This is a genomic window from Brevibacillus sp. AY1 (genome assembly GCF_029870785.1).
In the GTDB taxonomy this organism is placed as follows: domain Bacteria; phylum Bacillota; class Bacilli; order Brevibacillales; family Brevibacillaceae; genus Brevibacillus; species Brevibacillus invocatus.
This window is the reverse complement of record NZ_JAFLPN010000008.1, coordinates 49,349-73,536: the sequence shown is the minus strand read 5'-3', so window position 1 is coordinate 73,536 and position 24,188 is coordinate 49,349. Positions and strand designations below refer to the sequence as shown.

24 protein-coding genes are annotated in these 24,188 nt (G+C 50.7%); 19 read left to right on the top strand and 5 right to left on the bottom strand.

From position 1 onward, the window contains the following. The first annotated feature begins 184 nt into the window (after nucleotides 1-184). The 3 genes from purH (at nucleotide 185) to JZI27_RS09605 (ending at nucleotide 3,556) form a co-directional block, all read left to right on the top strand. Nucleotides 185-1,735 carry a bifunctional phosphoribosylaminoimidazolecarboxamide formyltransferase/IMP cyclohydrolase gene (gene purH, locus JZI27_RS09615; protein WP_280207396.1) on the top strand — a complete coding sequence of 517 codons (1,551 nt, stop codon included), beginning with the start codon at nucleotides 185-187 and terminating at the stop codon, nucleotides 1,733-1,735. Between the two features lie 39 nt (nucleotides 1,736-1,774). Continuing rightward, a complete protein-coding gene (purD, locus tag JZI27_RS09610; protein WP_280207395.1) occupies nucleotides 1,775-3,046 on the top strand; it encodes a phosphoribosylamine--glycine ligase in 1,272 nt (423 codons plus the stop codon). Nucleotides 3,047-3,136: 90 nt separating this feature from the next. After that, the gene (locus JZI27_RS09605; protein ID WP_280207394.1) at nucleotides 3,137-3,556 is read left to right on the top strand and encodes a hypothetical protein; all 420 of its coding nucleotides are present in this window, start codon (nucleotides 3,137-3,139) and stop codon (nucleotides 3,554-3,556) included. A 55-nt stretch (nucleotides 3,557-3,611) separates the two neighbouring features. On the opposite strand, the gene JZI27_RS09600 is transcribed toward JZI27_RS09605, so the two are convergent. The 4 genes from JZI27_RS09600 to JZI27_RS09585 form a co-directional block, all read right to left on the bottom strand. Continuing rightward, complete coding sequence (locus JZI27_RS09600; protein WP_280207393.1) at nucleotides 3,612-4,805, bottom strand: MFS transporter; 1,194 nt, start codon at nucleotides 4,803-4,805, stop codon at nucleotides 3,612-3,614. 10 nt (nucleotides 4,806-4,815) lie between these two features. After that, nucleotides 4,816-5,259 (bottom strand): MarR family winged helix-turn-helix transcriptional regulator, encoded by a 444-nt coding sequence (locus JZI27_RS09595; RefSeq protein WP_245996783.1) that lies wholly within the window; start codon nucleotides 5,257-5,259, stop codon nucleotides 4,816-4,818. An 88-nt stretch (nucleotides 5,260-5,347) separates the two neighbouring features. After that, the gene (locus JZI27_RS09590) at nucleotides 5,348-5,476 is read right to left on the bottom strand and encodes an EYxxD motif small membrane protein (RefSeq protein WP_338068308.1); all 129 of its coding nucleotides are present in this window, start codon (nucleotides 5,474-5,476) and stop codon (nucleotides 5,348-5,350) included. A gap of 18 nt (nucleotides 5,477-5,494) precedes the next feature. Next, nucleotides 5,495-6,001 (bottom strand): YgaP family membrane protein, encoded by a 507-nt coding sequence (locus JZI27_RS09585; protein ID WP_280207392.1) that lies wholly within the window; start codon nucleotides 5,999-6,001, stop codon nucleotides 5,495-5,497. A 191-nt stretch (nucleotides 6,002-6,192) separates the two neighbouring features. Between JZI27_RS09585 and JZI27_RS09580 the strand changes: the two genes are divergently transcribed. From JZI27_RS09580 to JZI27_RS09530, 11 genes are all read left to right on the top strand, one after another. Continuing rightward, on the top strand, nucleotides 6,193-7,947 hold the full coding sequence (locus JZI27_RS09580; protein WP_280207391.1) for an adenine deaminase C-terminal domain-containing protein: 1,755 nt from the start codon (nucleotides 6,193-6,195) through the stop codon (nucleotides 7,945-7,947). Between the two features lie 330 nt (nucleotides 7,948-8,277). Then, a complete protein-coding gene (locus tag JZI27_RS09575; protein WP_122909029.1) occupies nucleotides 8,278-9,519 on the top strand; it encodes a branched-chain amino acid ABC transporter substrate-binding protein in 1,242 nt (413 codons plus the stop codon). 196 nt (nucleotides 9,520-9,715) lie between these two features. After that, nucleotides 9,716-10,669: a branched-chain amino acid ABC transporter permease gene (locus JZI27_RS09570; RefSeq protein ID WP_122909030.1), complete on the top strand. Its 954-nt coding sequence runs from the start codon at nucleotides 9,716-9,718 to the stop codon at nucleotides 10,667-10,669. Nucleotides 10,670-10,678: 9 nt separating this feature from the next. Beyond that, nucleotides 10,679-11,962 (top strand): branched-chain amino acid ABC transporter permease, encoded by a 1,284-nt coding sequence (locus JZI27_RS09565; protein ID WP_122909260.1) that lies wholly within the window; start codon nucleotides 10,679-10,681, stop codon nucleotides 11,960-11,962. 20 nt (nucleotides 11,963-11,982) lie between these two features. After that, a complete protein-coding gene (locus JZI27_RS09560; protein ID WP_280207390.1) occupies nucleotides 11,983-12,759 on the top strand; it encodes an ABC transporter ATP-binding protein in 777 nt (258 codons plus the stop codon). A gap of 14 nt (nucleotides 12,760-12,773) precedes the next feature. Next, nucleotides 12,774-13,481 carry an ABC transporter ATP-binding protein gene (locus JZI27_RS09555; RefSeq protein ID WP_122909032.1) on the top strand — a complete coding sequence of 236 codons (708 nt, stop codon included), beginning with the start codon at nucleotides 12,774-12,776 and terminating at the stop codon, nucleotides 13,479-13,481. Nucleotides 13,482-13,867: 386 nt separating this feature from the next. Further along, nucleotides 13,868-14,530 carry a Type 1 glutamine amidotransferase-like domain-containing protein gene (locus tag JZI27_RS09550; protein WP_280207389.1) on the top strand — a complete coding sequence of 221 codons (663 nt, stop codon included), beginning with the start codon at nucleotides 13,868-13,870 and terminating at the stop codon, nucleotides 14,528-14,530. Nucleotides 14,531-15,327: 797 nt separating this feature from the next. Beyond that, entirely contained in the window at nucleotides 15,328-16,770 is a 1,443-nt protein-coding gene (gene pdxR / locus JZI27_RS09545; protein ID WP_280207388.1) for a MocR-like pyridoxine biosynthesis transcription factor PdxR, read from the top strand. 50 nt (nucleotides 16,771-16,820) lie between these two features. Beyond that, nucleotides 16,821-17,504 (top strand): AzlC family ABC transporter permease, encoded by a 684-nt coding sequence (locus JZI27_RS09540; RefSeq protein WP_122909034.1) that lies wholly within the window; start codon nucleotides 16,821-16,823, stop codon nucleotides 17,502-17,504. After that, on the top strand, nucleotides 17,494-17,820 hold the full coding sequence (locus JZI27_RS09535; protein WP_245996791.1) for an AzlD domain-containing protein: 327 nt from the start codon (nucleotides 17,494-17,496) through the stop codon (nucleotides 17,818-17,820). Before JZI27_RS09540 ends, JZI27_RS09535 begins: the two co-directional genes overlap by 11 nt. 92 nt (nucleotides 17,821-17,912) lie before the next feature. Beyond that, nucleotides 17,913-18,092, top strand: coding sequence for a hypothetical protein (locus JZI27_RS09530; RefSeq protein WP_280207387.1), 180 nt, complete (start codon nucleotides 17,913-17,915; stop codon nucleotides 18,090-18,092). Between the two features lie 89 nt (nucleotides 18,093-18,181). Here the strand turns inward: JZI27_RS09530 and JZI27_RS09525 are convergent, their stop codons facing one another. Further along, on the bottom strand, nucleotides 18,182-18,937 hold the full coding sequence (locus tag JZI27_RS09525) for an IclR family transcriptional regulator (protein WP_122909036.1): 756 nt from the start codon (nucleotides 18,935-18,937) through the stop codon (nucleotides 18,182-18,184). A 184-nt stretch (nucleotides 18,938-19,121) separates the two neighbouring features. Here JZI27_RS09525 and JZI27_RS09520 point away from each other — a divergent pair, with 184 nt between their 5' ends. The 5 genes from JZI27_RS09520 to JZI27_RS09500 are packed head-to-tail and all read left to right on the top strand — an operon-like array spanning nucleotide 19,122 to nucleotide 24,148. After that, on the top strand, nucleotides 19,122-20,249 hold the full coding sequence (locus JZI27_RS09520; RefSeq protein ID WP_251243987.1) for an ABC transporter substrate-binding protein: 1,128 nt from the start codon (nucleotides 19,122-19,124) through the stop codon (nucleotides 20,247-20,249). Nucleotides 20,250-20,258: 9 nt separating this feature from the next. After that, on the top strand, nucleotides 20,259-21,356 hold the full coding sequence (locus tag JZI27_RS09515) for an ABC transporter ATP-binding protein (protein ID WP_122909262.1): 1,098 nt from the start codon (nucleotides 20,259-20,261) through the stop codon (nucleotides 21,354-21,356). Between the two features lie 3 nt (nucleotides 21,357-21,359). Beyond that, nucleotides 21,360-22,202 (top strand): ABC transporter permease, encoded by an 843-nt coding sequence (locus JZI27_RS09510; RefSeq protein WP_122909037.1) that lies wholly within the window; start codon nucleotides 21,360-21,362, stop codon nucleotides 22,200-22,202. Then, entirely contained in the window at nucleotides 22,199-22,999 is an 801-nt protein-coding gene (locus JZI27_RS09505; protein WP_122909038.1) for an ABC transporter permease, read from the top strand. The genes JZI27_RS09510 and JZI27_RS09505 overlap by 4 nt, the downstream gene beginning before the upstream one ends. Nucleotides 23,000-23,011: 12 nt before the next feature. Next, nucleotides 23,012-24,148 (top strand): M20 family metallopeptidase, encoded by a 1,137-nt coding sequence (locus JZI27_RS09500; RefSeq protein ID WP_280207386.1) that lies wholly within the window; start codon nucleotides 23,012-23,014, stop codon nucleotides 24,146-24,148. Nucleotides 24,149-24,188: the final 40 nt, after the last annotated feature.

Here is a 24,188-nt window from a genome sequence, read left to right as displayed (position 1 = left end):
TATGATATCGTTGGCAGCAGCCGCGAGTGCTTATGAGCAGTCGCGGCTGTCTGACGTTTGAAAAGGGATAATCTCCTGACGAAAACCTTGATAAAAGCGTACAATTATGATTTAATATTATAGGAATGTTCGTGTTTTATTCGAATCACTATTTCTTCTTAATAAAAGTCAGGAGGTTCTATCTGTGAGTGTGAAAAAAGCGTTAATCAGCGTTTCTGACAAGACTGGATTGATTCCGTTTACGCGTCGACTTGCTGCTGCCGGGGTTGAAATCATATCCACGGGAGGTACAGCTTCCCTCTTGAAAGAAGCGGGGATTCCCGTGGTTGGGATTTCCGAAGTAACCGGATTCCCGGAAATCCTGGACGGACGTGTCAAAACGCTACACCCGAACATCCACAGCGGTCTTCTGGCTGTGCGCGACAACGAGGCTCATCAGAAGCAACTGAAAGAGCTGGAGATCGAAACCATCGATCTGGTTGTCGTCAATCTCTATCCATTCAAACAAACCATTGCCAAACCAGACGTCACGTTTGAGGAAGCAATCGAAAATATCGATATTGGCGGCCCAACCATGCTGCGCTCTGCTGCGAAAAACCACGCTTTTGTCACCGTTGTGGTCGATGCGGCGGACTACGAGCAAGTCATGGAGGAAATAGAGGCCAACCAGGATACAGCATTGGAAACACGCCGTCGACTGGCAGCGAAGGTATTCCGTCATACGGCTGCTTACGATTCCCTGATTTCTCGCTATTTGAGCGAGCAGGTGGGGGAACTGCTGCCTGAGAGCTACACAGTGACCTACGAAAAGGCCCAAGACCTCCGCTATGGGGAAAATCCACATCAACGCGCTGCCTTTTACCGTGCGCCGCTTGCAGGTACAGCCAGCATTGCCTATGCGGATCAGCTGCATGGGAAAGAGCTTTCCTACAACAATATCAATGACGCGGATGCTGCCCTGGCGATTGTTCGTGAATTCGATCAGCCTGCCGTGGTCGCCATCAAGCACTCCAATCCATGTGGCGTTGGAATCGGGGCAGACATTCGCGAAGCGTATCAAAAGGCGTACGAAGCGGACCCTGTCTCCATTTTTGGCGGAATTGTCGCTGCGAATCGCACGATTGACCGGGATACTGCGCTGGCGATGAAAGAAATCTTTTTGGAAATTATTCTGGCTCCTGATTTTACCGAAGAGGCTTTGGCTGTGTTGATGGAGAAGAAGAACTTACGTCTGCTGCGTATTCCGACTCTGAATCAACCCGAGCAAAAAGCAGACAACCTGTTCCGCGTAGCTCCAGTGGCAGGCGGTGCCTTGGTGCAGGATTACGATCAGAAGCAACTGGAAGATGATGAAATCCGCGTGGTGACCGATCGTCAGCCGACTGCTGAAGAACTGGCACAATTGAAATTCGCCTGGAAGGTAGTCAAGCACGTAAAGTCCAATGCAATCGTTCTGGCAAAAGGAAACATGACCATTGGGGTAGGCGCAGGTCAAATGAACCGCGTAGGTGCAGCCAAGATTGCCATTGAGCAAGCGAAGGAGCTGGCGACTGGTTCTGTCCTCGCTTCCGATGCCTTCTTCCCGATGTCCGATACTGTGGAGGCAGCCGCTCAAGCTGGCGTCACCGCGATTATTCAACCAGGCGGCTCTGTTCGTGACCAGGAATCCATCGATGCCTGCAATCGTTTTGGCATCACGATGATCTTTACGGGCACTCGTCATTTTAAACACTAATACCAAGAACGCGGAACCTCTAACACAGGAGGAAATACAATGAATGTTTTGATCGTAGGCAGTGGGGGCCGTGAGCACACCATCGCCTGGAAACTGTTGCAAAGTCCTCGCGTTGAAAAAGTGTACTGCGCACCGGGCAATGGTGGAACGGCTCAAATCGCGCAAAATGCACCGATCGACGTCCATGATTTTGCAGCCCTCGCTCAGTTTGTCAAAGATGAAGGCATTGATTTGACTGTGGTCGGTCCGGAAGATCCACTTCTTGGCGGGATTGTCGACTTTTTCAACGAGCGCAATCTGCCTATTTTCGGACCCAACTCACAGGCTGCCAAGATTGAAGGCAGCAAGTCTTTTGCGAAAAGCCTGATGAAGCGCTACAACATTCCGACTGCTGCTTACGAATCGTTCCTCGACTATGAGTCGGCCATCGCCTATGTGCGAGAGCAAGGCGCCCCGATCGTGGTCAAAGCGGATGGTCTGGCTGCTGGAAAAGGCGTCGTCGTAGCAGAGACGCTGGAAGAGGCAGAGGAAGCACTTCGTCAGATCATGCAGGAAAATGTGTTCGGCCAAGCTGGAGCGCGGGTCGTGATCGAGGAATGCATGCGCGGAGAGGAATTGTCCCTGCTGTCGTTCGTAGATGGTGAGACCGTCAAGCCGATGGTTACCTCTCAGGATCACAAGCGCATCTATAATGATGACCAGGGTCCGAATACAGGCGGGATGGGGACGTACGCTCCGGTGCCGCAGATGTCAGACGAGCTGGTCGCAAAGATCGTGGAGACGATCGTCGAACCGATGGCTGTTGGAATGGCGAAGGACGGAATTCCGTTCAAGGGGATTCTCTACACAGGATTGATGATTACAGAAGCTGGACCGAAAGTGGTGGAGTTCAACGCCCGCTTTGGCGACCCGGAGACACAGGTCATCCTGCCTTTGCTGGAAACCGATCTGCTGGAGATCTTCCTCGCTACGGTCAGCGGAGAACTGGCTTCCGTAGATGTGAAGTGGAAAAAAGAAAGCGCAGTCTGCGTAGTGATGGCAGCTCCGGGCTATCCGGGGAATTATCCGAAGGGGGCAGTGATCTCAGGCTTGGAGCAAATCGCTCCGCCAGTGAAGGTATTCCACGCTGGAACCAAGGAGACTGAAGCGGGAGTCGCGACCAATGGCGGTCGGGTCCTCGGTGTGACCAGTACAGGTGAAAATCTGGCGAAGGCGCGCGAGTCTGCTTACGCGGCGGTACAGTCCATTTCTTTTGAAGGGGCTCATTACCGGACCGATATTGCAGACCGAGCCATGCGCTTTGAAAAATAAGAAAAAGCAGAGTCCTGGCCCGCGAAAATGCGTTGTCAGGACTTTTTTAAGGATCGATTTGGTTGGTTGCTGGAAGTGCTTTGTCTAACCATGATTCTGGGAGGAGGCTTGGTACTGGCTGCTTGTGTTCGTCCGTTTTTTCTTCGTACTCAAGCAGTCAGTACAAATCCTGAAATCATCTCAACCGTGGAGGATCTTTCCATAAAGGCGTGGAATCGCTACAATCGATACTCCTTCCTTTGCAGTCTTGGTCTGTTGGCTTTGGACGTTATTCGCTTCTCGGCCGGCGTGGTGCTCTCCTTTTGGCATCTCGCGACGATTCTTGTTCTGGTGCTGGCTTTTATGCGGAAATTTTCTATTGACCATCAGCTCAGCAAACGACTGCGTGATGAGGCTGCAGGAGCAGTAGGGAGCAAGGAGCAGAATGCAGGACATCGAGAGGTCGAGATGATTACCAAGTTGATTCTCATCCTTGCTTTTGTCACGCTGCTTTTGATGAACCTTCCCTGAATACAGCGAAAACCCCTGACATTCTTGCTCGCAGATGTCAGGGATATTCTCTTCACTAAGCAGCCAATTGCTGTTCCTTGGATGCTTTTGCTTTGAAATAAGAGACGAAGTAGATAACCAGAAACAGAAGCATGAAGATAGCTGACCAGCGGTACATAATCGAGTAGCTGGAATAGGTGATAATGATACCGAGCAATAACGAGCCGATACCGATGCCCAGGTCGATCGTACTTAGAAAGACAGCGTTGGCCATCCCACGCTGCTCGGGAGAAACCACTTTCACCATCCATGCCTGAATAGCAGGCTGGATAAATCCGTACCCTAAGCCGTAGAATGCGGCAGAGGTAAACAACAGGTAGTTGTTGTCTGTAAAGGAGAGGATCATCAGACCGGTTCCTGACAATAAAGCACCGAGAGGCAGGACGGCGATGGGCCCCTTGCGATCGAACAGCTTGCCGGATAGAGGCCGGACCAGCAGGATCGTAATCGCATTACAGAAAAAATACCAGCTGACGTTGGCGAGATTGGCTTCCTTTCCGAAGAGTACCAAAAAGCTCATCAGGCCTCCATACGTTATGGCAAGAAGAGTATTCAGGACGGTAGGAAGCAAGATCTTTCTGTCAAAAAAACGTCCCAGTCCTTTTGCCTGCAGTTCTGGATTTTGCAGGACCGGCACTGGTTGAGAACGTGTGCTAAAAAGTAAAGGTAGGGCAATGGCTACCATCCCAACTGCTGCAATGACCATGATGGTAAATCCATATTCATTCAAGAGGGTAATTCCAACGATTGGCCCCAGCGCAAGGGCGAGACTGACGGATAGGCCGAAGTAACCCATTCCTTCACCAATTCGCTTGGGAGGGATGGAGTTGGAAGCCAATGTAGCAAAGGTTGTGCTGCCGAGTCCAAAGCCGACCCCGAACACGGCGCGTAACGCAATCAGCAGGGTGATGGTCGCGCTAAAAAAATAGCCGATCATCGCAAGACCTGCGATCATCAGACCGAGAAAGGCCAATACCTTGCTCCTTTTCGTTTTGATCGCTTCCCCTGTATACATTCTGGAGACAATCGCACAAATATTAAAGAGCATGATGACGAGCGAAGCTACGAAATCGTTCGAATGATAGGTCTCTTTCACATAAGCGGGGAGGGTGGTTGCCTGCATTTGCACTGTAGTGAACAGGAGCAGATTGCTTAGCGTGATCAGGATGAAGTCCTTGGTCCACAGCCTTTCAGGATGTTCTTCTTTCATGTTGACACTCCTATTCTTGTGTATGCCTTTGAATATTTGCGCTGCAATGCAGCATGATTTGCTTCAGCCACTCGATCTGTTCGGAATCCAATCCTTCAAAAACCTGTTCCAAGGCTTTGTTTTCCACGGGAATGGCTTCCTCCATCACTTTTCTACCCTTTGTGGTGATGCTGATCAGGAAAGCGCGCCGATCTGACTGGCACATTTTCTTTTCGATCAATCCTTTACGGGACAGGGCATCCAGGATGCGAGTCGTTGTGGGCTGGTCTTTGGACGTGCGCTTGGCCAATTCCTTTTGATTGATTCCATCACTTTTGTACAGCTGAAACAAGGCGGCAAACTGCTCGGTTGTAATATCGAAGGGACGCAGCTGAACCGATATGTGCTGCACCATCTTCCGATACATATTGCCAATGTAATACCCCATTGATTCTTCGAGCCATTTATCTTCCAAGACGGTATCTCCTTTACAGATACTTGCTACGACAATTATATTTGTGACAATTATTTTTGTAAATGGAAAAAATAAAAACCGCCAGACTCTACTGGCGGTACCTTCCTTTTCTCCGGCTGATCGTGTAAGCGAAATACACCATCACCACAATGACGCCAATGATGCTGGCGATGACAAACAGGTTATGTGACAACCATTCGTATAAAGTGGATCCCACTAGCAATGGATTCGCCCCCTAAGAGTAGGTAGGGTATCGGTGTTCTTCATGGCTGAATGACTCTGAGTAGCTTCTATCGTTTGTGGAAGAGCTGCTTGCAGATGGCATGTCATCGGAAGGCATCTCAACGATTTCACGGACGGCCTGTTCCATCCTGAGATCCTCTGCCGAAAGCTTCATTTCGCCACGGGGTTGAGAAGCGGGCGAATGATTGGTGGTGGCTTGCGGACCTTCGCTTTTTTCTTCACGAGCGGAACCGCCCAATACCTGATTCATGACGGTTTGCATGCCAGCATTCTTGATTTTGTCCATCATGTTCGTATTTCCCTTGGAATCAATGCCCATCGCAGCATACATCGGGCAAAATCTCGTTACGCCTTCCGCTACCTTCATCGCAGACAAGGACATCAACAGCCAAGGTGTGCGGTATGGACGTCTGCCCATGACACCCACTCCGTATGCCAGCCCCAGCAGTCCACCCGTTATTCTGATCATCGCGTCGGTTGTTCCCACGTTTTTGCGCATGTTGGTCTGCCTCCTGTTTATGCGAACTTCTATGAACTATTCTTTGTTTGGGACAAGAAAACAAGACGTGGTAATTGTTGCAAGCAGCAACAGCTAGTGGAAAGGGGATCGTCCTGTTCATGGCGAAGCATAAAAGAAAGATGAATGACCATTCAGTAGAAAGAAACTTCAACAAGAGGGAGCGATCATACATGCGTGTAAGACAAATGACAGACGAAGCTTTTTTGCAATTGATCCGAGTATCGAGGCGAAAGGCGCCTGCGACCATGTGGATCAAAGGGGCAAGCGTCCTGAATGTGTATACCAAGGAATGGCAGCAGCTCCACGTATACACGGCTGGGGAGCGCATCGCATACGTTGGCGAGCAGGAACCGATGGTAGATGGGGATACGGAGATTGTGGATGCGACAGGACAGTACATGGTACCTGGATACATGGAGCCGCACGCTCATCCTTTTCAGTGGTACAACCCTTATACGCTGGCTGATTTTGCTTTGCAGCGAGGGACCACCATGCTGATCTCGGACACGATGATGCTGATGAATCTGCCGATGGAGCAGGTGGAAAAACTCATGGAATCGCTCGCTTCTCATCCGGTCAAACAGTTTTTCTGGGGCAGACTCGATCCACAGACTGGCAAGGATCACCCTCATTTTACCAAGCAGGGTTTGGCTCGCATGTTGGAGCATCCTCAGGTGATTCAGGGCGGAGAGCTGACGAATTGGCAGGGTGTGCTAGGCGAGTCAGATGAGATCCTGTTTGGCTTGAAGCATACGCGGGATTTGGGCAAGCGGATGGAGGGGCATCATCCCGGAGCATCGGCGGAGACGCTGAATACGGCAGGGGCAGCAGGGATAACAGCCTGTCACGAGGGGATTTCCGCCCAAGATCTGCTGCAGCGTCTGCGCCTGGGAATGTACGCGACATTGCGCCACTCCTCGATCCGTCCTGATTTGCCTGAATTGGTCAAGGGATGGCTTGCGCTCGGCCTGCCCTGGTCGCCTCGAATGATGCTTACTTCAGACGGGAGCACCCCTCCTATGCATCGGCATGGGTTAATGGATTATACGATCAAAGTGGCGATCGAAGCGGGGATGCCGCCGATCGAAGCATACGTCATGGCAACGCTGAATCCGGCGGTATACTACGGGCTTGATGCTGAGGTAGGAGGAATCGCACCGGGCAGGATCGCAGATTTGCTGTTGCTGCACTCTGAGGATCAGCCGACTCCCACCTTGGTGATTGCCAACGGCCAGCGCGCGGCTTCGAATGGGGACATCCTGATCCCGACAGTCGAACCTATCTGGGAGGAATGTCACTTTCCGCCTGTAGACCAGCTGGATAAAAAGGTGTCAGAGGAATGGTTCTATCTTCGCCAGGAAAACGGGGAGACACCGATCGTGGAGATGCTGAACGCAGTGATCACCCGATTGCGGATGGAGGAGCTTCCTTTAAAGGAAGACGGGGTAGTGTCCTTGGAGCATGACCCGGAGCTAGCCTACATCGTAACCATTGATCCTTTTGGCAGACGAAAGACGCAAGCGGTGCTGTCGGGGTTCGGCCGCCATCTGGAGGGCTTGGCCAGCACGTATTCGGCTTCTGGTGAATGGCTGGTTATCGGGCGAGATCCGCATGTCATGAAAATGGCCCTGGATCGAGTAAGAGAGATTGGCGGAGGCGTCGTTCTGATGGATCAAGGAAGTGTGGTCTGCGAATGTCCGCTTCCTCTGGCAGGGAGATTTTCGAGCGCACCGATGGAGGAAGTCATCGATATGGCGGAAAGATTGATCGACCAGATTCGTCAAAAAGGGCATGCCCATCTCGATCCGATCTATTCCATCCTGTTTTTTTCTTCGACGCATTTGCCGTACGTCCGGTTGACCGCGGAAGGAATTGTCGATGTGAAGACGGGTAGGATTGTAGTCCCATCTCTCCCACTTGAATGATGAAAAGGCAAGGTAAAAAAAGGAATTACTGACAATGTGATTTTCATTACGCAAAACATTAATGCTTTATCGTGATGAAGCAATGATATGTTCATTTGATTTCAATAACGGTCCATTTATCATGTTGATGTATCAGTTGAACATGTTTCTTTAAAAAATATTTTTTCTCTTGTAAATTTTCAAATTTATTTTACAATAAAGAATAACCAAGCCAGCTCTATCTTGAGGCCTAGTAGAATCGGTAGATCGTAAGTCGCAACCTGCTAAGTAAGATAGATGGATGGGAGAAAAATAAAAATAAAAATTAATAAAAGGGGGATTCAATTCCGCATGAAAAAATTCTCTCACCTCAGTTTTTTATCTGCGGCATTGGCAGCAAGTCTTGCACTCACAGGTTGCGCGGGTGGTAACAGTTCGACAGGAAATACCAACAACAATTCAGGGGGAGGTACACCAGCGGCTCAACCCAACACTTCCGGCAGTGGCGGTGGAGCACTTGAAGTCATTAAAATTGCCACGCAGACGCCGCTTTCCGGGAACCAGTCATCGCTCGGGGATGCGATCAAAACCGGAGCTGAGTACGCACTGAACCTGCGTAAGGAAGAATTCAAGGCAATGGGCTTAGATGTACAGCTGTTCCCGCAGGACGACCAGGCTGACCCCAAAATCGGCGTCTCCAATGCGGAAATGCTGATCTCCAATCCGGAAGTATACGGAGTAGTCGGTCACTTGAACTCCGGTGTTGCGATCGCTGCATCGGTGAAGTACGAGGAAGGCAAACTCGTCATGGTATCGCCGGCAAATACAGCCGTCAAGCTGACGGAAGAAGGCAAGAAGACCGTGCACCGGATTTGTGCGCGTGACGATGCACAGGGACCGAGCGCTGCGATGTACGCCAAAAACACCCTGAACGTCAAAAACGCTTTCATTATTCATGACAAGACCGCATACGGCCAAGGTCTTGCTGACCAAGTAAAAATGCAATTTGAAAAAGACGGTGTTCCCGTACTCGGCTTTGAAGGAATCACACAAGGCGAGAAGGATTACAGCGCCGTACTCAACCAGGTAACGGTAGCTAATCCTGACATCATCTTCTTCGGCGGACTGTATCCGGAAGGCGGAATCCTGATCAAGCAAGCTCGTGAAAAAGGGTATAAGGGCTATTTCATGGGCGGAGACGGTCTGGACTCTTCGGATATGATCAAAATTGCAGGCGCAGCTGTAGAAGGTGTTGTGTTTACATCTGTAGCGGGTGACGTAACCCAGACAGAAGAAGGCAAGAAGTGGGCAGACGAGTACAAAAAAGTGACAAACAAGCCGCTGGAAACCTACTCGGTATACGGCTATGACTCGATGAACGTCATCTTGAACGGATTGAAGGAAGCGGTCAATGCCAACGGAGGCAAAAAGCCTACCCGTGAGCAAGTATTGGATGCCGTTCACAAGACAAAGGATTTCCAAGGACAATTTACAAAAGTCACGTTTGACGACAAAGGTGACAACGTGCACTCCGACGTCTTCGTGTACCGGTACGACAAAGAAAAATCCAATTTTGTCGGAAAAGCCCAGTAAAACCACATGATTGACCCATTCAACTTAGAATTCGCTTACGTTTAAGGCCTCATCCAGCTAGGGGCGGCACGAGAGTGTTCGCCCCTCCTTTATGGAATTTCACGTCTGGACAGCTTGATTTTGTAGATGTGAATGGCGGCCATAAGTGATGCAGAAACGAACGACAAGTCTACAAAGGAATGAGGGATGGGTAAGCATGCTGCTAAGCATTTTGCCTCAAGTGTTGGTTGACGGTTTGACGCTTGGATTCATGTACGCAGTCGTGGCCCTGGGCTATACGATGGTTTACGGTATCCTGGAATTTATCAACTTTGCTCACGGTGAGATTTTCATGGTGGGTGCCTTCGTCGGCACTGAAGTGCTTCTGCTTACGGACGCAATGGGTGCGTTGGAGGGAATGAATCCATACGTTGCGCTATTTATGACCATTATCATTACGATGATCATAACAGGTGCTTTAGGGGTAGGGATTGAACGACTGGCTTATCGCCCGCTGCGTGGAGCACCGCGATTGGTTCCGTTGATCTCCGCGATCGGTGTATCGTTTTTGCTGCAAGACCTTGTCCGTTTTACGGAAGCTATCGCTCGTAATGAATTTTATCTGAATACGCCAATACTGTTTACCGGATCGGTTTCATTGTTTGGCATCGCAACAATACCCGTCAAGGGATTGATGGTTATCATCCTAGCCATCGTGCTGATGATTGCACTTTCGCTGTTTGTAGGCAAGACAAAGTGGGGAATCGCCATGCGTGCCGTCGCACAGGATCAGAGTACGGCATCGCTGATGACCATAAATGTGGACAAGGTAATCATGCTCACCTTTTTGATCGGCTCCAGCCTGGGAGGAGCCACGGGCGTTCTGTTTGCCCAAAACTACGGAACCATTGATCCGTACATCGGATTTATCCTTGGTATGAAGGCATTTACCGCCGCTGTTTTGGGTGGGATCGGCAATTTGCGAGGAGCGATGGTGGGGGGCGTTTTGCTCGGCCTGCTGGAATCACTCGCTGGCGCTTATATGGGACCATTGACCAACCAAGCGTTTGGTGCCGAGTACAAAGACGTATTTGCGTTCAGTATTCTAATCCTTGTGCTTCTCTTCAAGCCGGAAGGGCTGTTTGGCGAAGCTGTCAAAGAGAAAGTGTAGGTGAAACCAATGGCAAATCTGGCCTTGAAATCATTCAAAGGTATTCCGCTCGTCGTCACATTGATTTGGATCGCAGCATGCGCCTCGGCATTGCACTTTCTGGATAAATCGGTTATCGCATTTCTCGGTATCCTGACCTCAATCGTTTTGATTTACTACACCAATACGAGCAAGCTGATCAAGCTCGTGATCGGCGCGGCCGTACTGATTATCATTATTCCGTTGGTAGCCGGTGAAAACCGCTATTACATGGAAGTGGCCTCGCAGGTAGGAATCTATGTCGCGATGGCGCTTGGCCTGAACATCGTAGTGGGCTTTGCGGGCCTGCTTGACCTGGGCTATGTGGCGTTCTTTGCCGCTGGTGCCTATGCATACGCCATTTTTTCTACCTCCCAAGCGAACGAATTTATTGCGGGCAATCTGTTCCCGTTGTCGGGTGACTGGTTCTGGCCGTTTCTGATCGTCGGGCTGATTGTCGCCGCCATATTCGGGGTATTACTCGGGTTGCCGGTATTGCGGGTAAAGGGTGATTACCTGGCCATCGTAACGCTGGGCTTTGGTGAGATCATCCGAATCGTCTTCAACAACCTGGATAAGCCGATCAATATCACGAATGGTCCACAGGGAATTACGCCAATTCCGGCCCCTGAGCTTTTTGGGATCAAAATGGGGACGCCGTTCTATTTTTACTTCATTGTATTGTTTGTCATTGCCTTTATCGTGCTGGCCAATATCCGCTTTGAACACTCTCGTCTGGGCCGCGCATGGGTTGCGATCCGCGAAGATGAACTGGCCGCGCAATCGATGGGAATTTCACTGTTGAACACCAAGCTGGCTGCGTTCGCGACGGGAGCTTCCTTCGCAGGAGTAGTGGGCGTGATTTTTGCAGCGAAGCAAACCTTTATCGACCCTACCTCCTTTACGCTGATGGAGTCGATCGGGATTCTCGTCATGGTCATTCTCGGAGGCAGCGGCAGTATTCCAGGCGTCATACTCGGGGCTGCATTCGTTACGCTGCTGCAGGTTCAGCTCCTGAAGGAATTCTCCAACTTTCTGCACTCCTTACAGCAGTCAGGTATGATCAACCTGCCCAATCAGTTGGATCCGTCCAAGTTCCAGCGTCTCATCTTTGGTATCATGCTGATCTTCGTGGCGTTGTACCGCCCGAATGGCCTGATTCCAGCGAAAAGGAAAACCAACGATATCGATGCGATCAAGGCTAGTCCGTTTGGCAGAGGAAAATTGGGAATTCTGAGCAAGCTTTCTCAGTCGTCGTCTGGTAAACAATCGTAGCGAACAGGGAGGGATGCAAAATGGCACTTTTGGAAGCTGTAGGGTTGACCAAGAAGTTTGGCGGTCTCGTCGCGAACCAGGATGTGACACTGAAGATAGACAAAGGAAGCATTACCGCTGTCATCGGTCCGAATGGGGCAGGAAAGACGACCTTTTTTAACATGATCACAGGCTTTTACGAACCGGATGAAGGGGAAATCCTGCTGAATGGCAAAAGCATCAAGGGGCTGCGTCCAGACCAGATCGCCAGCAGAGGAATTACCCGAACCTTTCAAAATATTCGTCTCTTCAAACAAATGACAGCGCTCGAAAACGTCATGGTAGGTGTCCACAGCCGACTTTCGGCAGGCATCATGGGCATTCTCTTCAATACCAAGCGAGTGCGCGAGGAGGAAGAGATGGCGCGGGTCGAAGCGTATCAATTGATGGAGTACGTAGGGATCGCCCATATCGCCAACGAAGCGGCGGGAAGCCTGCCTTACGGGTTGCAGAGAAGGCTCGAGATCGCCCGAGCGCTGGCGACCAATCCGCAGATTATTTTGCTGGATGAGCCAGCCGCAGGGATGAATCCGAGGGAAACGGTGGAAATGACCGAATTTATTCGACTCCTGAAAAAAGAGCTGGATTTGACCATCATCCTGATCGAGCATGACATGAAGCTGGTGATGGGCTTGAGTGAATACATTCACGTGCTGGATTACGGACGCAAGATCGCAGAGGGTTCGCCGGAGCAAATCCGGAACAACCCGAGTGTCATCGAAGCGTATCTCGGAAAAAGCGCGTCGGAAGTGTCGTAGGAGGAGGAAGCGATATGGCCATGTTGGAGCTGCAAAACGTTCATACCTATTACGGCGGAATCCACGCGTTGAAAGGCTTGTCCATCCAAGTGAATCCGGGAGAGGTTGTCACCCTGATCGGGTCGAATGGAGCAGGCAAGTCCACCACGCTCAAAACGATCTGCGGGCAGACGCGGGCGCGTGAAGGGAAAATCTTTTTTGAAGGCAAAGATATTACCCAGATGCGCACACATGACATCGCCTTGTTGGGAATTGCACATGTACCAGAAGGACGCCGTATTTTTCCCAAGCTGACGGTCCATGAAAATCTGGAGATGGGCGCTTTCTTCACCAAGGACAAACAAGTGATTGAAGAGGGGATCGAGCGCGCCTTTCAATACTTCCCGCGACTCAAGGAACGGATCAGTCAAAAAGGCGGCACGATGTCCGGTGGCGAGCAGCAAATGCTAGCCATCGCACGTGGCTTGATGATGAAGCCGAAAATTTTGATGCTGGATGAACCGTCGATGGGGCTGGCGCCAATCCTCGTGGAGCAGATTTTTGAAATCATTACGGAACTGAACCGCGAAGGAACGACGATTCTGCTGGTGGAGCAAAACGCCAACCAGGCCCTGTCAGCAGCGCATCGCGGATACGTCATCCAGACAGGTGAAATCATTCTGAAGGATGATGCGAAAACCTTGTTGGCCAACCCGCAGGTGCGGGAAGCGTATTTGGCATAGGGATTGTGGGGACCGATGGAGTCGGAAATGACTTCGTCGGTTTTTTCATTTGAAAGCACGTAATCCAAGCTTCAGTGGTGGGCAGGAAACAGGAGAAGACGTTCTTAGGTTTAGATTAGTTCCAGAAGAGATTCGTAGTGCGTTGTTTAGAGAGATTAGAGAAGTAATTAAAGACACAGAGGAAATTTGTAAAACTACCAGCAGTTGTTTCATTTACGAAAAACGGCAGCCTTCGTAAATGGCTGCCGTTTTATCAACTAACGGACAAATTAGATTAGCAATCTGTAAGAAACAATCCGAACTGAAATGTCATAAAATGTAGTTTATGTAGACATCCCTCTTAACGTCTAAAAGAATACGACAGACGCACACAAAGGAGTGTAGTCATGAAATTTCTGCTCACATCTGCAGGCATCAAAAACCAAAGCATACACGACGCGCTGGTTGACATGCTGGGCAAACCGATTGCCGAGTCTACCGCCCTCTGCATTACTACTGCGGTGTACGCAATACGAGGTGGTGCGGGCCATGCATGGCATTTCTTTAGCGGACAAGCCACCACACCGATGTGTGAGCTGGGCTGGAAGTCCATGGGGGTTCTGGAGCTCACCGCGCTGCCTAGCATCGATGAAGAGCTTTGGGTTCCTATGGTCAAGGAGACTGACGTTCTACTAGAAAATGGAGGTGACCCCTTGTATCTGTGTTACTGGATGAGGCAGTCCGGACTGGCAGACCTCTTGCCGTCGCTGAATTTAGTCTATGTGGGACTAAGTGCCGGGAGCATGGTGATGGCACCTAACATCGGGAATTTCTTCGTTGGGTGGACTCCACCCAACGGTGGCGATGAAACGCTAAGACTGGTTGATTTTGCAATATTTCCGCATCTGGATCACGAGATGCTGCCGAGAAACACCATGGCTGATGCAGTGAGATGGGCAGCCGGGATGCAAGGGCCAGCGTATGCGATTGATGATCAGACCGCCATCAAAGTGATCGACGGAGCGGTCGAAGTTGTATCAGAAGGGCATTGGAAACTGTTTTCGCCCTGATATTACTCCACTTTTTACCAATAATTGCTGGAACCTTAGTGGTAATGATTGGTCGGTTTAGAGGTGCGTTAGTCGAAATTTAAACTAAAACGGGTACTATTGCGCAAGAACAAGAGGCAGTCTACGACTTTATTTTCCAAGTCTTCAGACTGCCTTTCGTAATAGTGAAGTATAGTCTAATACTTATTTCTAAAGATCTGCCGATGCTCTACTCCAAATAACCGCGTCAAATCAACGAATCCAGTCTAAGACATCATTTTCATCGGACACAAAGCAGCCGTCTCAAAGGAGTCTCTCAGGGGTGGACGCACGTTTAAAGGCGTGTCTCATTTTTTTCACTCCGCCTCGGTAAGTACCTCAAAGATCTTCGCTTGTTTCTCCTGTTTCCTAGCGACAGCTTTGTTTTATCCCCATTTTTTCAAGATCATTTAAAAAGCCAGCTAGAAAGCGAGGCTATAACTAGAACTAGCACCCAAGCTAGTGAGAGAAAAAAGAAGAAAAGGCGAAAGTCTTTGGGAGTCCGACCGAAGCGGAGTGAAAAAAGAGAAACCTGTCTTTAGCGTCCACCCATGAGAGGCATCTTGAACCGGCTGCTTTGGACGCGGGTTTCCCTTTTTTCACGGAGCTGGACAGGAATGACTCTCAGTGGGAATCCCAAGAACTTGTGGCCTTTTCTTCTTTTTTCTCTCCTCCACCATAGCACGGATCGATAACTCTATGAAAAATGTCCTCCTGTTAAGAGAATTTTGATAAAATTCAATGAGAAATAGGCACAGGTCCGTTCGGGAGGAAGAAAGATGCTGGATATCAGTCCTCGCTTGGAGGAAGGCGGCGAACCGCTATATTTGCAGTTGTATCAATATTTCTGCACAGAGATTCGGGAAAGACGACTGCCATCTGGCACAAGGCTGCCTTCGGTGAGGGCGTTGAGCAAATTTTTGCACATGAGCAAAACAACAGTGGAGAGCGCCTATCATCAGCTTTTGGCAGAAGGATATATCGAGAGCAGGGAACGAAGCGGATTTTACGTGGTGGACATTTCTTGGGATGGAGCGATCCGGGTCAAAAAGTCGGGTGGGGGAGGAAGCGTAGCGAAAAAAGAATGGACCGATCCCGAAGTGCCCTTCCCATCGATTCCGTTTCGCTACGATTTTCATCAGGCCAGGGTGGACCCGGATTCCTTTCCTTTTGAACTGTGGCGGAAATATACCAATCAAGTCACGAGGTCGGAAAACAAAAGCTTGCTCTATTACGGAGATCGGCAGGGTGAACCAGAGTTGCGGCAGGAGCTTGCTCGTTATCTGCGCCGAGCGAGAGGGGTGCAAGCTACGGCAGAACAGATCGTGATCGGGGCAGGCACGCAAACGATGATCAATCTGCTGGGTTGTCTCTTTGGCTTGCGCGGACAAGCCGTAGCGATGGAGGAGCCCGGCTATCAAGGCGTCCGCAGGGTGTTTCTCAATCAAGGCTTTGATGTTCGGCCGATTCCCTTGGAGGAGGATGGCATCGATGTACAGAGGCTGAGTGAAAGTGGAGCCAGACTGGTCTATATTACCCCATCGCACCAGGACCCGACAGGAATCGTGATGCCCTACGCCAAACGCTTGAAGATGCTGCAATGGACTAGGCAGGTAGAGGGATATATCATCGAGGATGACTACGATGGAGAGTTCCGCTATCACGGCAGGCCCATTCCGTCCCTGCAAGGCTTGGATACGGCGGGTCGTGTCATCTATTTGGGGACATTCTCCAAGTCGCTTTTGCCCTCGATTCGCGTCAGCTACATGGTCTTGCCGGAAGGGTTGCTGCCGCTCTATCAGGAGCATCTGGCCGATTACGATCAATCGGCATCGCGCATTCATCAACAGACGCTGGCCCTTTTTATGAAAATGGGAGATTGGGAGCGGCATATCCGCAAAATGAGGACGCTATACAAGAACAAGCATGATGCTTTGCTTGGCTTTTTGCGAGAGGAAATGGGAGATTCGATCCGCATTACCGGACACGACGCGGGGATTTCTGTCACGGTGGAAGTTCGGAGCAGCTGCACATCGCAGGAATTGACAGAGCGTGCGGCGTCCGCAGGTATTCGCGTCTATCCGACGGATCATAAATGGCTCCATCCGACGAGACAGGGCCACCCCAGCTTTCAGTTTGGATTTGGTGGACAGACGGTGGAGGAGATGGAAGCAGGCATTCGTTTACTCGGTGAGATCTGGCGCCCCACATTCCAAGGCTAGTAGCGGGAAGCAGAACAGAATAAGAGAAAGTGCAGGAGTGAGAAGCTAGCATGGGTTCATCATATGGTTTATTTGTGAAAGGGATGAAACAGATCATTCCGGTCGCAGCGGCCGGGATCATCGACGGTATCGTGTTTGGTCTTTTGGCCAGACAGGCTGGTCTGGGTGTGACCGAAGCGGTCTTGTTTTCTTTGCTGGTCAATGCAGGTTCGTCCCAGTTTGCGGCGGTTGGCTTGATCTCGCAGGGGATTGTCGGATGGCCAATCCTGCTTTCTACCTTATTGTTAAACGCGCGCCATCTGTTATATGGACTTTCATTGGGTCCGAAGTTTCAGGGGACGCCCGCCTGGAAGCTATCTTTGATGGGCTTGGGTTTGAATGATGAGACGTACGCATTGAAGGCGACGTATCTGGATACGGGCGGGAAGCCGAGTCTCGCGTTTTTTGCCGGAGCCGGCATCGTGGATTATTTGATCTGGAACGCGAGTACGTTTGCCGGAGCCTGGTTCGGAGCGGCGTTTACCGAGACCGAAGCTTACGGACTGGATTTTGCCTTTATCGCCACGTTCCTGGGCTTTCTCGCTGTCAATTTGTTCAGCTCCCTTCATGTTAAAGTGGCGGGATGTGCCGCAGCAGCGGCCTGCATCGGCTACTGGCTTGGTGGGGGAACAGCAGCAGTGATCGTAGGAACCTTGACTGCGGTCGTGATTGGGGCGGTGAACGGTGAACGATAATATCGTCTGGATGATTGTGCTGATGGCGCTGATTACGTATTTGACGAGATTTCCGATGCTTTTGATCAGCTCGCGATGGGAGATCCCTGCCTGGCTGAAGCGGGGACTGGCGATGGTGCCAGTAGGTGTGTTCAGCTCCATGACGATTCCGCCGATATTGTTCCACATGCGCGAGGGTGTATGGAATCCGGAGTACCTCGTGGCGGGTGTCGTGTCGCTTGCGGTAGGCTGGTGGAGAAAGCAGATTGTCTGGGCCTTGGTAGCAGGGGTAGTCGTGATTGCCTTGTATCGGCAGGTTCTATTGTTCATTTTATAAGGTTTCGTAAAAGGACAGGATATAGACCAAAACAGCCAAGAGAGCATGAATTATGGCTGTTTTTCTATTTTACGTGAGGAATGCTACGGCGAATGACTCATCAAGATGGGCCTCGACGAGAATATTGCAGCTCGGAAGACCCTGATGTAGTCAGTTCCACAGGTCATGCCGGGGACCGCAATCTGGTATGGGCATTTTCTAACCATGGCATCTACGAGCTGTCTACTCCTTTAATGGGTGAACCTAAAAACGGTTTGCCACAGGCAAAATAGCTCAAACACGTCCAAGGGGGCTCCAGAAAGTCGGTGTTGACCGATTTCCTGGAGCCCCCCTTTTAATGAGCATCTGAAATTCCTCGATTTCAAGGCCGATAACCCAACTGCACCGACATCTCCTGAACCGTCTCCAGCACCTCGCGCAGGATATTATCGAGCTCAGGCTGGACACGATCGGACGGTCCGACGACACTGATCGAGGCTGCAACCTGATCCGACGAATCAAAGATCGGTGCCGCCACTCCAGTCACACCTTCGTTGCGGCGATTGGAGCTGACTTCGTAGCCGTGCTCCCGGATGATCTGCAGATTTTGCTTGATCTCTTCCGTGGAAGTGTACGAATGTTCGGTATACGTCTTCAATGGTTCTGCCAAAATCTCTTCCTGAAATTCGTCTGGTTGATAGGCGAGCAGTACACGGGCCGCAGAAGTCGAGTAGAGCGGAAATCGCCGGAACGATTCTACGGTAAAACGGATCGGATGAGGGGAATCTACTTTGGCGACGTAGATGGCATCCTTTCCGTCTCTGACACAGAGGACGACCAGCTCGCTGGTACGTGACAACAGCCGATTGATATACGGCATGGAAAAATCTACAATGTCGTGATTCTTCAGTACCTTTGTGCCAAGCTCCAGCAAGGTGTAGCCAAGCGTATACTGCTTGGTTTTTTCATTTTGCCGGATAAAACCCTCCGACTCCAGGGTAGTGAGCAGCTTGTGGACGGCTCCTTTGGAAAGCTGAAGCTTTTTGCTCAGTTCGGTTACACCCAGCTCCTTGGGAGAGTCCAAAAAGATTTTTAATAGTTTACAGCCATTACGAACAGAAGAGAGAACTTGATCCATGCACACGTCTCCTTCAAAGTACAGTGACCTCAATTCTACCATAATAAGGTATTCGTACTTTACGTTTTTTTCGAAACAATCTTGAATTGTCAGTCTACTTATGGTAGTGTAACACTATCGTTCTCGAATAGCAAACACCGTTCTCTATTCGTGAACAAACTAGAAAATCGGGGGTTGAACTCAGATGAAGAAAAAAGCTCTATCCGTACTCTCCATTTTTGCTTTGACAGGCTCACTGTTGGTGGGATGTTCTTCCACACCTGCACCGCAATCTTCTGCACCAGCTCCAACACCAGCTCCAGAAAATGCACCTGCTGCTGAACAACAGGTACAGCTGGAAGATTCCCTGATCGTATCAGGTAATGGTGCGACGGTAGAAAAGCTGATGAAAGACGAGATCTTCAAGAAGTTTAACGAGAAGTACCCGAATGTGAAGCTGACATACGTATCCGGGGTTTCTACCGAGATCGTAGCGAAAGTAAAAGCACAGCAAAACGCTCCACAGATCGACATCGCGATTATCGAAGGTGGAGAGCAAGAAAAAGGACGTCTCGAAGGACTATGGGAACCACTTAACGAAGCAGAAATCCCGAATATGAAAAACATTTCCAAGGATTTGCTTGTAGCGGATAACAGTGGTGCAACGGTTAACTTTACCCCAATGGGTATTTCCTACAATAGCGAAATCGTAAAAGAAAAGAACCTGCCGGTACCTACCTCCTGGAATGACCTGGCGAAGCCTGAGTTGAAAGGCAACATCACGATGACAGACGTAGCGAGCAACTTCGGACGTTCTGCCACAATCATGATGGCGTATGCCAACGGCGGTTCCGAAAAGAACATGGAACCAGGATTTGAAAAGCTGACCACCATCGCGGGCTACATGCCGACATTTGCTAAGAGTGCAGCGCAATTGCAACAAAACCTGCAAAATAAAACGTCTGCTTACACCACTTGGACAATGGCTCGCAGCTTGACGCAAAAAGCAGCTGGTCTGCCAATCGAGTTCGTCTTCCCGCAAGAAGGTGCTAACCTCGTTCCAACGATTGCTTCTCTCGTAAAAAATGCCAAGCATCCAGAAGCAGCAAAAGCATTTATCGACTTCCTGCTGACTGACGAAGTACAAACCATGTATGCAACCAAGCTGTTCTACAATCCTTCCACAGCTGTCGCGTTGCCTGATGAAGTTGCCAAAGCACTCGAATTCGATCGTTCCAAAGTGGTTGTATTCGACTATGAAGTGATCAGCAAAGAAACGGCGGCATGGCTGGACCGCTTTAACAGAGAAATTGCACCAAACACAGGAAAGTAGGTGTCCTTTTTGGCAAAGGTATATGACGTCGAACTACGGAACATCATGAAAAAATTCCAAAACAATGTCGTGGTTCAGGACTTCAACCTGCAGGTAGAGCAAGGTGAGTTCGTCTCTTTTCTCGGCCCATCTGGCTGTGGAAAAACAACGACATTAAACATGATCGCTGGCTTTCTGGAACCGGACGGCGGGGATTTGTTGATCAAGGGACAGCGGATGAACGGTGTTCCCCCATACAAACGGGAGTTGGGCATGGTGTTTCAGACCTACTCCCTGTTCCCACACATGACCGTTGCGGAAAACATCGCGTACGGATTGAAACTGAGAAAAGTCAACAAAGCAGAGATGAAAGAACGTGTCGATCGCGTCCTGTCTCTCGTCAAGCTGCCGAACGTAGCAGACCGCTATCCGAAGCAGCTGTCCGGTGGACAACGCCAGCGGATCGCCATCGCGCGTGCACTGGTGATCGAGCCCTCGCTCTTGCTGTTGGACGAGCCACTGAGCAACCTGGATGCCAAATTGCGCGAAGAGCTGCGTGATGAGTTGAAACGCCTGCACCATGAGATTGGCGTAACAACTATTTTCGTAACGCATGACCAGGAAGAAGCCTTGTCCTTGTCCGATCGCATCGTCGTGTTGAACCACGGCTTTGTCGAGCAGATCGGGACACCCCTGGAGATTTACAATCAGCCTGCTTCCGAATTCGTCCACACCTTTATCGGCAAAACCAACCGCCTGGAAGGGGAAGTCGTCGAGGTGGACGGTGATCGGATCACGGTACAAACGCCAGAAGGCATGCTGATTCATGCAGCGAAACAAAGCCGCAGCTTTACACCAAAACAAAAAGTAGTGGCTTTTGTAAGACCGGAGAAGATTGTCCTGTCCCAGACCGATTCAGGCGATGCTGCCAACAAGGTGAAGGGGAATTTGCAGCTGGCTTCCTTCCTCGGCTCCTATACCGAGTGTGAAGTAAAAGTCGGCGGTCAATCCTTGTCGGTAAAAATTCAGAAGCTGATCGACAAAGCAGCAGCGCAAGAGGCTGAAAAAGGCATTTACTGCCACTGGAATGCAGAAGATGTGCTGATCATGCCGACGGAGAGGGGATGACGTATGAGCAGACGTCTTTCCATCACGCTGTTGACTGCACCTGCCCTGATCCTGCTTCTGGGGGTCTTTCTGATCCCCATGCTGTTGATGCTGCTGCTTAGTTTTCAGGATGGTCAACAAGCGTTTACGCTGGCTAACTACTCGCTATTCTTTCAGGATACCTTTTACCTGGACATTCTCTGGAGAACGATTCGCGTCAGCCTTTGGACCGTTCTTGCCACCCTCGTACTCGGTTATCCGGTAGCCATGTTCATGGCACAGGCCTCGGGAAAAATGCGCGGGATTGTCACCATGTGCGTACTGGCTCCTCACTTGATCAGCGTGGTCATTCGCAACTTCGGCTGGGTGGTCGTATTGGGTGAAAAGGGCTGGGTCAATGAAATGCTGATGGCAATGGGAATTATCGAAACACCACTTCGCCTGCTGTACAACGAGCTGGGCGTGGTCATCGGTCTGACGGATTCCTTCATCGCCTATATGGTACTGGCATTGGCTACGAGTCTGTACGCGATCGATCCTTCGCTGAACAAGGCAGCTTCGATTTTGGGTGCCTCGCGTGCCCGCACGTTCTTCTCGGTGACGCTGCCGCTCAGTCTTCCTGGTATCGTGGCTGGGACGACACTGGTATTCAGCTTGTCGATGAGCGCATTCGTGACACCTGCCCTGATGGGGGGAACCTCCGTGAAGGTGATTCCGGTACTCGCTTATGAACAAATCATGTCGACCTTGAACTGGCCGCTGGGTGCAGCGCTTGCCTTCCTCTTGCTCGGAAGCACGATTGTGTTGGTCAGCCTGTACACGAAACTGATTGAAAACAAGAGATACAAAGAGGTGTTTGCGTCATGAAAAAGATCAATGTTCTCGGGCTCATCACCTTCATTGTCATCATTTTGGTCAATCTGCCGTTTTTGGTCATTATTCCAAGCTCCTTTACAGCCGCAGGCTATCTGGCATTTCCACCAGAAGGCTTCTCATGGAAATGGTATGCGATGATTCTGGACAGACCGGAATTCATCGATTCCTTCTGGACGAGCATCAAGCTGGCGACACTGACTGCGATCCTGGCCACCGTATTGGGAACGCTGGCAGCCTTCGCCTTGTCCAAATACAAGTTTCGCGGGAGCGGCTACATCAACGCTTTGATGCTCTCGCCGCTGACTGTTCCGTCTTTGATTATCGGGATTTCTGCGCTGCTGTTCTTTACACGCATTGGCATCGCAGGTACGTTTACGGGTCTTTTGCTCGCCCATATCCTGATTTCCATCCCGTACGTGGTTCGTCTGGTGCTGACCGGGCTCAGCTCGTTTGACTACACACTGGAAAAGGCGGGTTACATGCTGGGTGCTCATCCGTTCCGCGTATTCTGGGATATTACGCTGCCACTCGTGCGTCCAGCGATTGCATCAGGGATGATCTTCTCCTTCCTGACCTCGTTTGACAACGTGACAGTATCGCTGTTCCTGGTGGCGCCGGATACGACGACGCTGCCGCTCGCGATCTTTAGTTACATGCAGGAAACACTTGACCCGCTGGTTGCTTCGATCTCATCGGTCGTTATTCTGCTAAGTCTTGTGTTCATTATCTTGTTGGAAAAAGTGTACGGACTGGAGCGCCTGTTCGGACTTAATTCTCAATCACATTAAGGAAGAGGCAATATGTCAATGCACACGTATATCGAAGAAAACCTGCAACACTTTCTCCAACTATTGGAAGCCTCGGTGAACATGGATTCCCCGTCAAAAAATAAACGACTGGGAGACCAGATGGCAAAGTGGTTCGCGGAGCAGTTCGAATCACTGACCGGGGGCAAGGCGGAACTAGTAGCAAATGCGACCTATGGCGATCAGGTGCGTTGCACATTGGGAGAAGGGGACAAGCAGGTTCTCATCATCGGCCACTACGATACCGTATGGCCGGAGGGGGAAGCGGCGCGCCGCCCTTTCTCGATGCGCGATGGCAAGGCATACGGACCCGGCGTCTACGATATGAAGGCGGGGGTATTGCAAGCCATGTTCGCGATGCGGGCATTGGTTCAGCTGGGCCGCTTGCCAGAGGACAAGAAAATCGTGCTGATTTTAAGCAGTGACGAAGAGATCGGCAGCCCGACTTCACGAGAGCTCGTCGAGCAGGAAGCTGTGCGTTCGATGGCGAGTTTTGTTCTGGAACCGCCGAGTGAACCGGTCGGTGCGCTGAAAACCTGGCGCAAGGGAAGCGGGCACTTTACCCTGCAAGCACGCGGGATCTCTTCTCATGCTGGCGTCGATCATCAAAAGGGTGTATCTGCCATCGAAGAGCTGTCGCGCCAAATCCAGTTTCTGCATTCATTGACGGATTACGAAAAAGGAACAACGCTCAATGTAGGGCTGGTCAAAGGCGGAATTGGCTCCAATGTCGTGGCAGATCTTGCAGAAGCAGAAGTCGATGTCCGATTCATGACGATCGCAGAAGCGAACCGGATTGAGCAGGTGTTCCATGCCCTCTCGCCACAGCTGGAGGGAGCGAGGATCCAAGTCTCGGGGGGCATTCGCCGTCCGCCCATGGAACGCACGGATGAGACGGAGCGGTTGTTTGCGCTCGCTCAATCCATCAGTCACGACGAATTGGGCTTTACCTTGCATGAGTCTGGTACAGGCGGTGTAAGTGACGGGAATTTTGCCGCGGCTTGCGGAAGCCCTACCCTGGATGGACTCGGTGCGAGAGGCGATTTTGCTCATTCGCCCGATGAGTTTGTGGAGCTCGCAGAGGTGCCGATACGGACGGCTCTCTTGGCGAGGTTGATAGAGGAAGTATAGGGAAGCACCTGCAGGATGTCTCGTGGAGACGTCTGTGCAG

What these genes read in the sequence shown, in the direction of transcription:
- JZI27_RS09580 (WP_280207391.1), top strand. Translation starts at nt 6,193, where the DNA reads ATGCGTGTAAGACAAATGACAGACGAAGCTTTTTTGCAATTGATCCGA.
- pdxR (WP_280207388.1), top strand. Translation starts at nt 15,328, where the DNA reads ATGCTGGATATCAGTCCTCGCTTGGAGGAAGGCGGCGAACCGCTATAT.
- JZI27_RS09530 (WP_280207387.1), top strand. Translation starts at nt 17,913, where the DNA reads ATGACTCATCAAGATGGGCCTCGACGAGAATATTGCAGCTCGGAAGAC.
- JZI27_RS09540 (WP_122909034.1), top strand. Translation starts at nt 16,821, where the DNA reads ATGGGTTCATCATATGGTTTATTTGTGAAAGGGATGAAACAGATCATT.
- JZI27_RS09550 (WP_280207389.1), top strand. Translation starts at nt 13,868, where the DNA reads ATGAAATTTCTGCTCACATCTGCAGGCATCAAAAACCAAAGCATACAC.
- JZI27_RS09520 (WP_251243987.1), top strand. Translation starts at nt 19,122, where the DNA reads ATGAAGAAAAAAGCTCTATCCGTACTCTCCATTTTTGCTTTGACAGGC.
- JZI27_RS09565 (WP_122909260.1), top strand. Translation starts at nt 10,679, where the DNA reads ATGGCAAATCTGGCCTTGAAATCATTCAAAGGTATTCCGCTCGTCGTC.
- JZI27_RS09510 (WP_122909037.1), top strand. Translation starts at nt 21,360, where the DNA reads ATGAGCAGACGTCTTTCCATCACGCTGTTGACTGCACCTGCCCTGATC.
- JZI27_RS09570 (WP_122909030.1), top strand. Translation starts at nt 9,716, where the DNA reads ATGCTGCTAAGCATTTTGCCTCAAGTGTTGGTTGACGGTTTGACGCTT.
- JZI27_RS09600 (WP_280207393.1), bottom strand. Translation starts at nt 4,805, where the DNA reads ATGAAAGAAGAACATCCTGAAAGGCTGTGGACCAAGGACTTCATCCTG.
- JZI27_RS09585 (WP_280207392.1), bottom strand. Translation starts at nt 6,001, where the DNA reads ATGCGCAAAAACGTGGGAACAACCGACGCGATGATCAGAATAACGGGT.
- JZI27_RS09575 (WP_122909029.1), top strand. Translation starts at nt 8,278, where the DNA reads ATGAAAAAATTCTCTCACCTCAGTTTTTTATCTGCGGCATTGGCAGCA.
- JZI27_RS09555 (WP_122909032.1), top strand. Translation starts at nt 12,774, where the DNA reads ATGGCCATGTTGGAGCTGCAAAACGTTCATACCTATTACGGCGGAATC.
- JZI27_RS09505 (WP_122909038.1), top strand. Translation starts at nt 22,199, where the DNA reads ATGAAAAAGATCAATGTTCTCGGGCTCATCACCTTCATTGTCATCATT.
- JZI27_RS09500 (WP_280207386.1), top strand. Translation starts at nt 23,012, where the DNA reads ATGTCAATGCACACGTATATCGAAGAAAACCTGCAACACTTTCTCCAA.
- JZI27_RS09560 (WP_280207390.1), top strand. Translation starts at nt 11,983, where the DNA reads ATGGCACTTTTGGAAGCTGTAGGGTTGACCAAGAAGTTTGGCGGTCTC.
- JZI27_RS09605 (WP_280207394.1), top strand. Translation starts at nt 3,137, where the DNA reads ATGATTCTGGGAGGAGGCTTGGTACTGGCTGCTTGTGTTCGTCCGTTT.
- JZI27_RS09525 (WP_122909036.1), bottom strand. Translation starts at nt 18,937, where the DNA reads ATGGATCAAGTTCTCTCTTCTGTTCGTAATGGCTGTAAACTATTAAAA.
- purD (WP_280207395.1), top strand. Translation starts at nt 1,775, where the DNA reads ATGAATGTTTTGATCGTAGGCAGTGGGGGCCGTGAGCACACCATCGCC.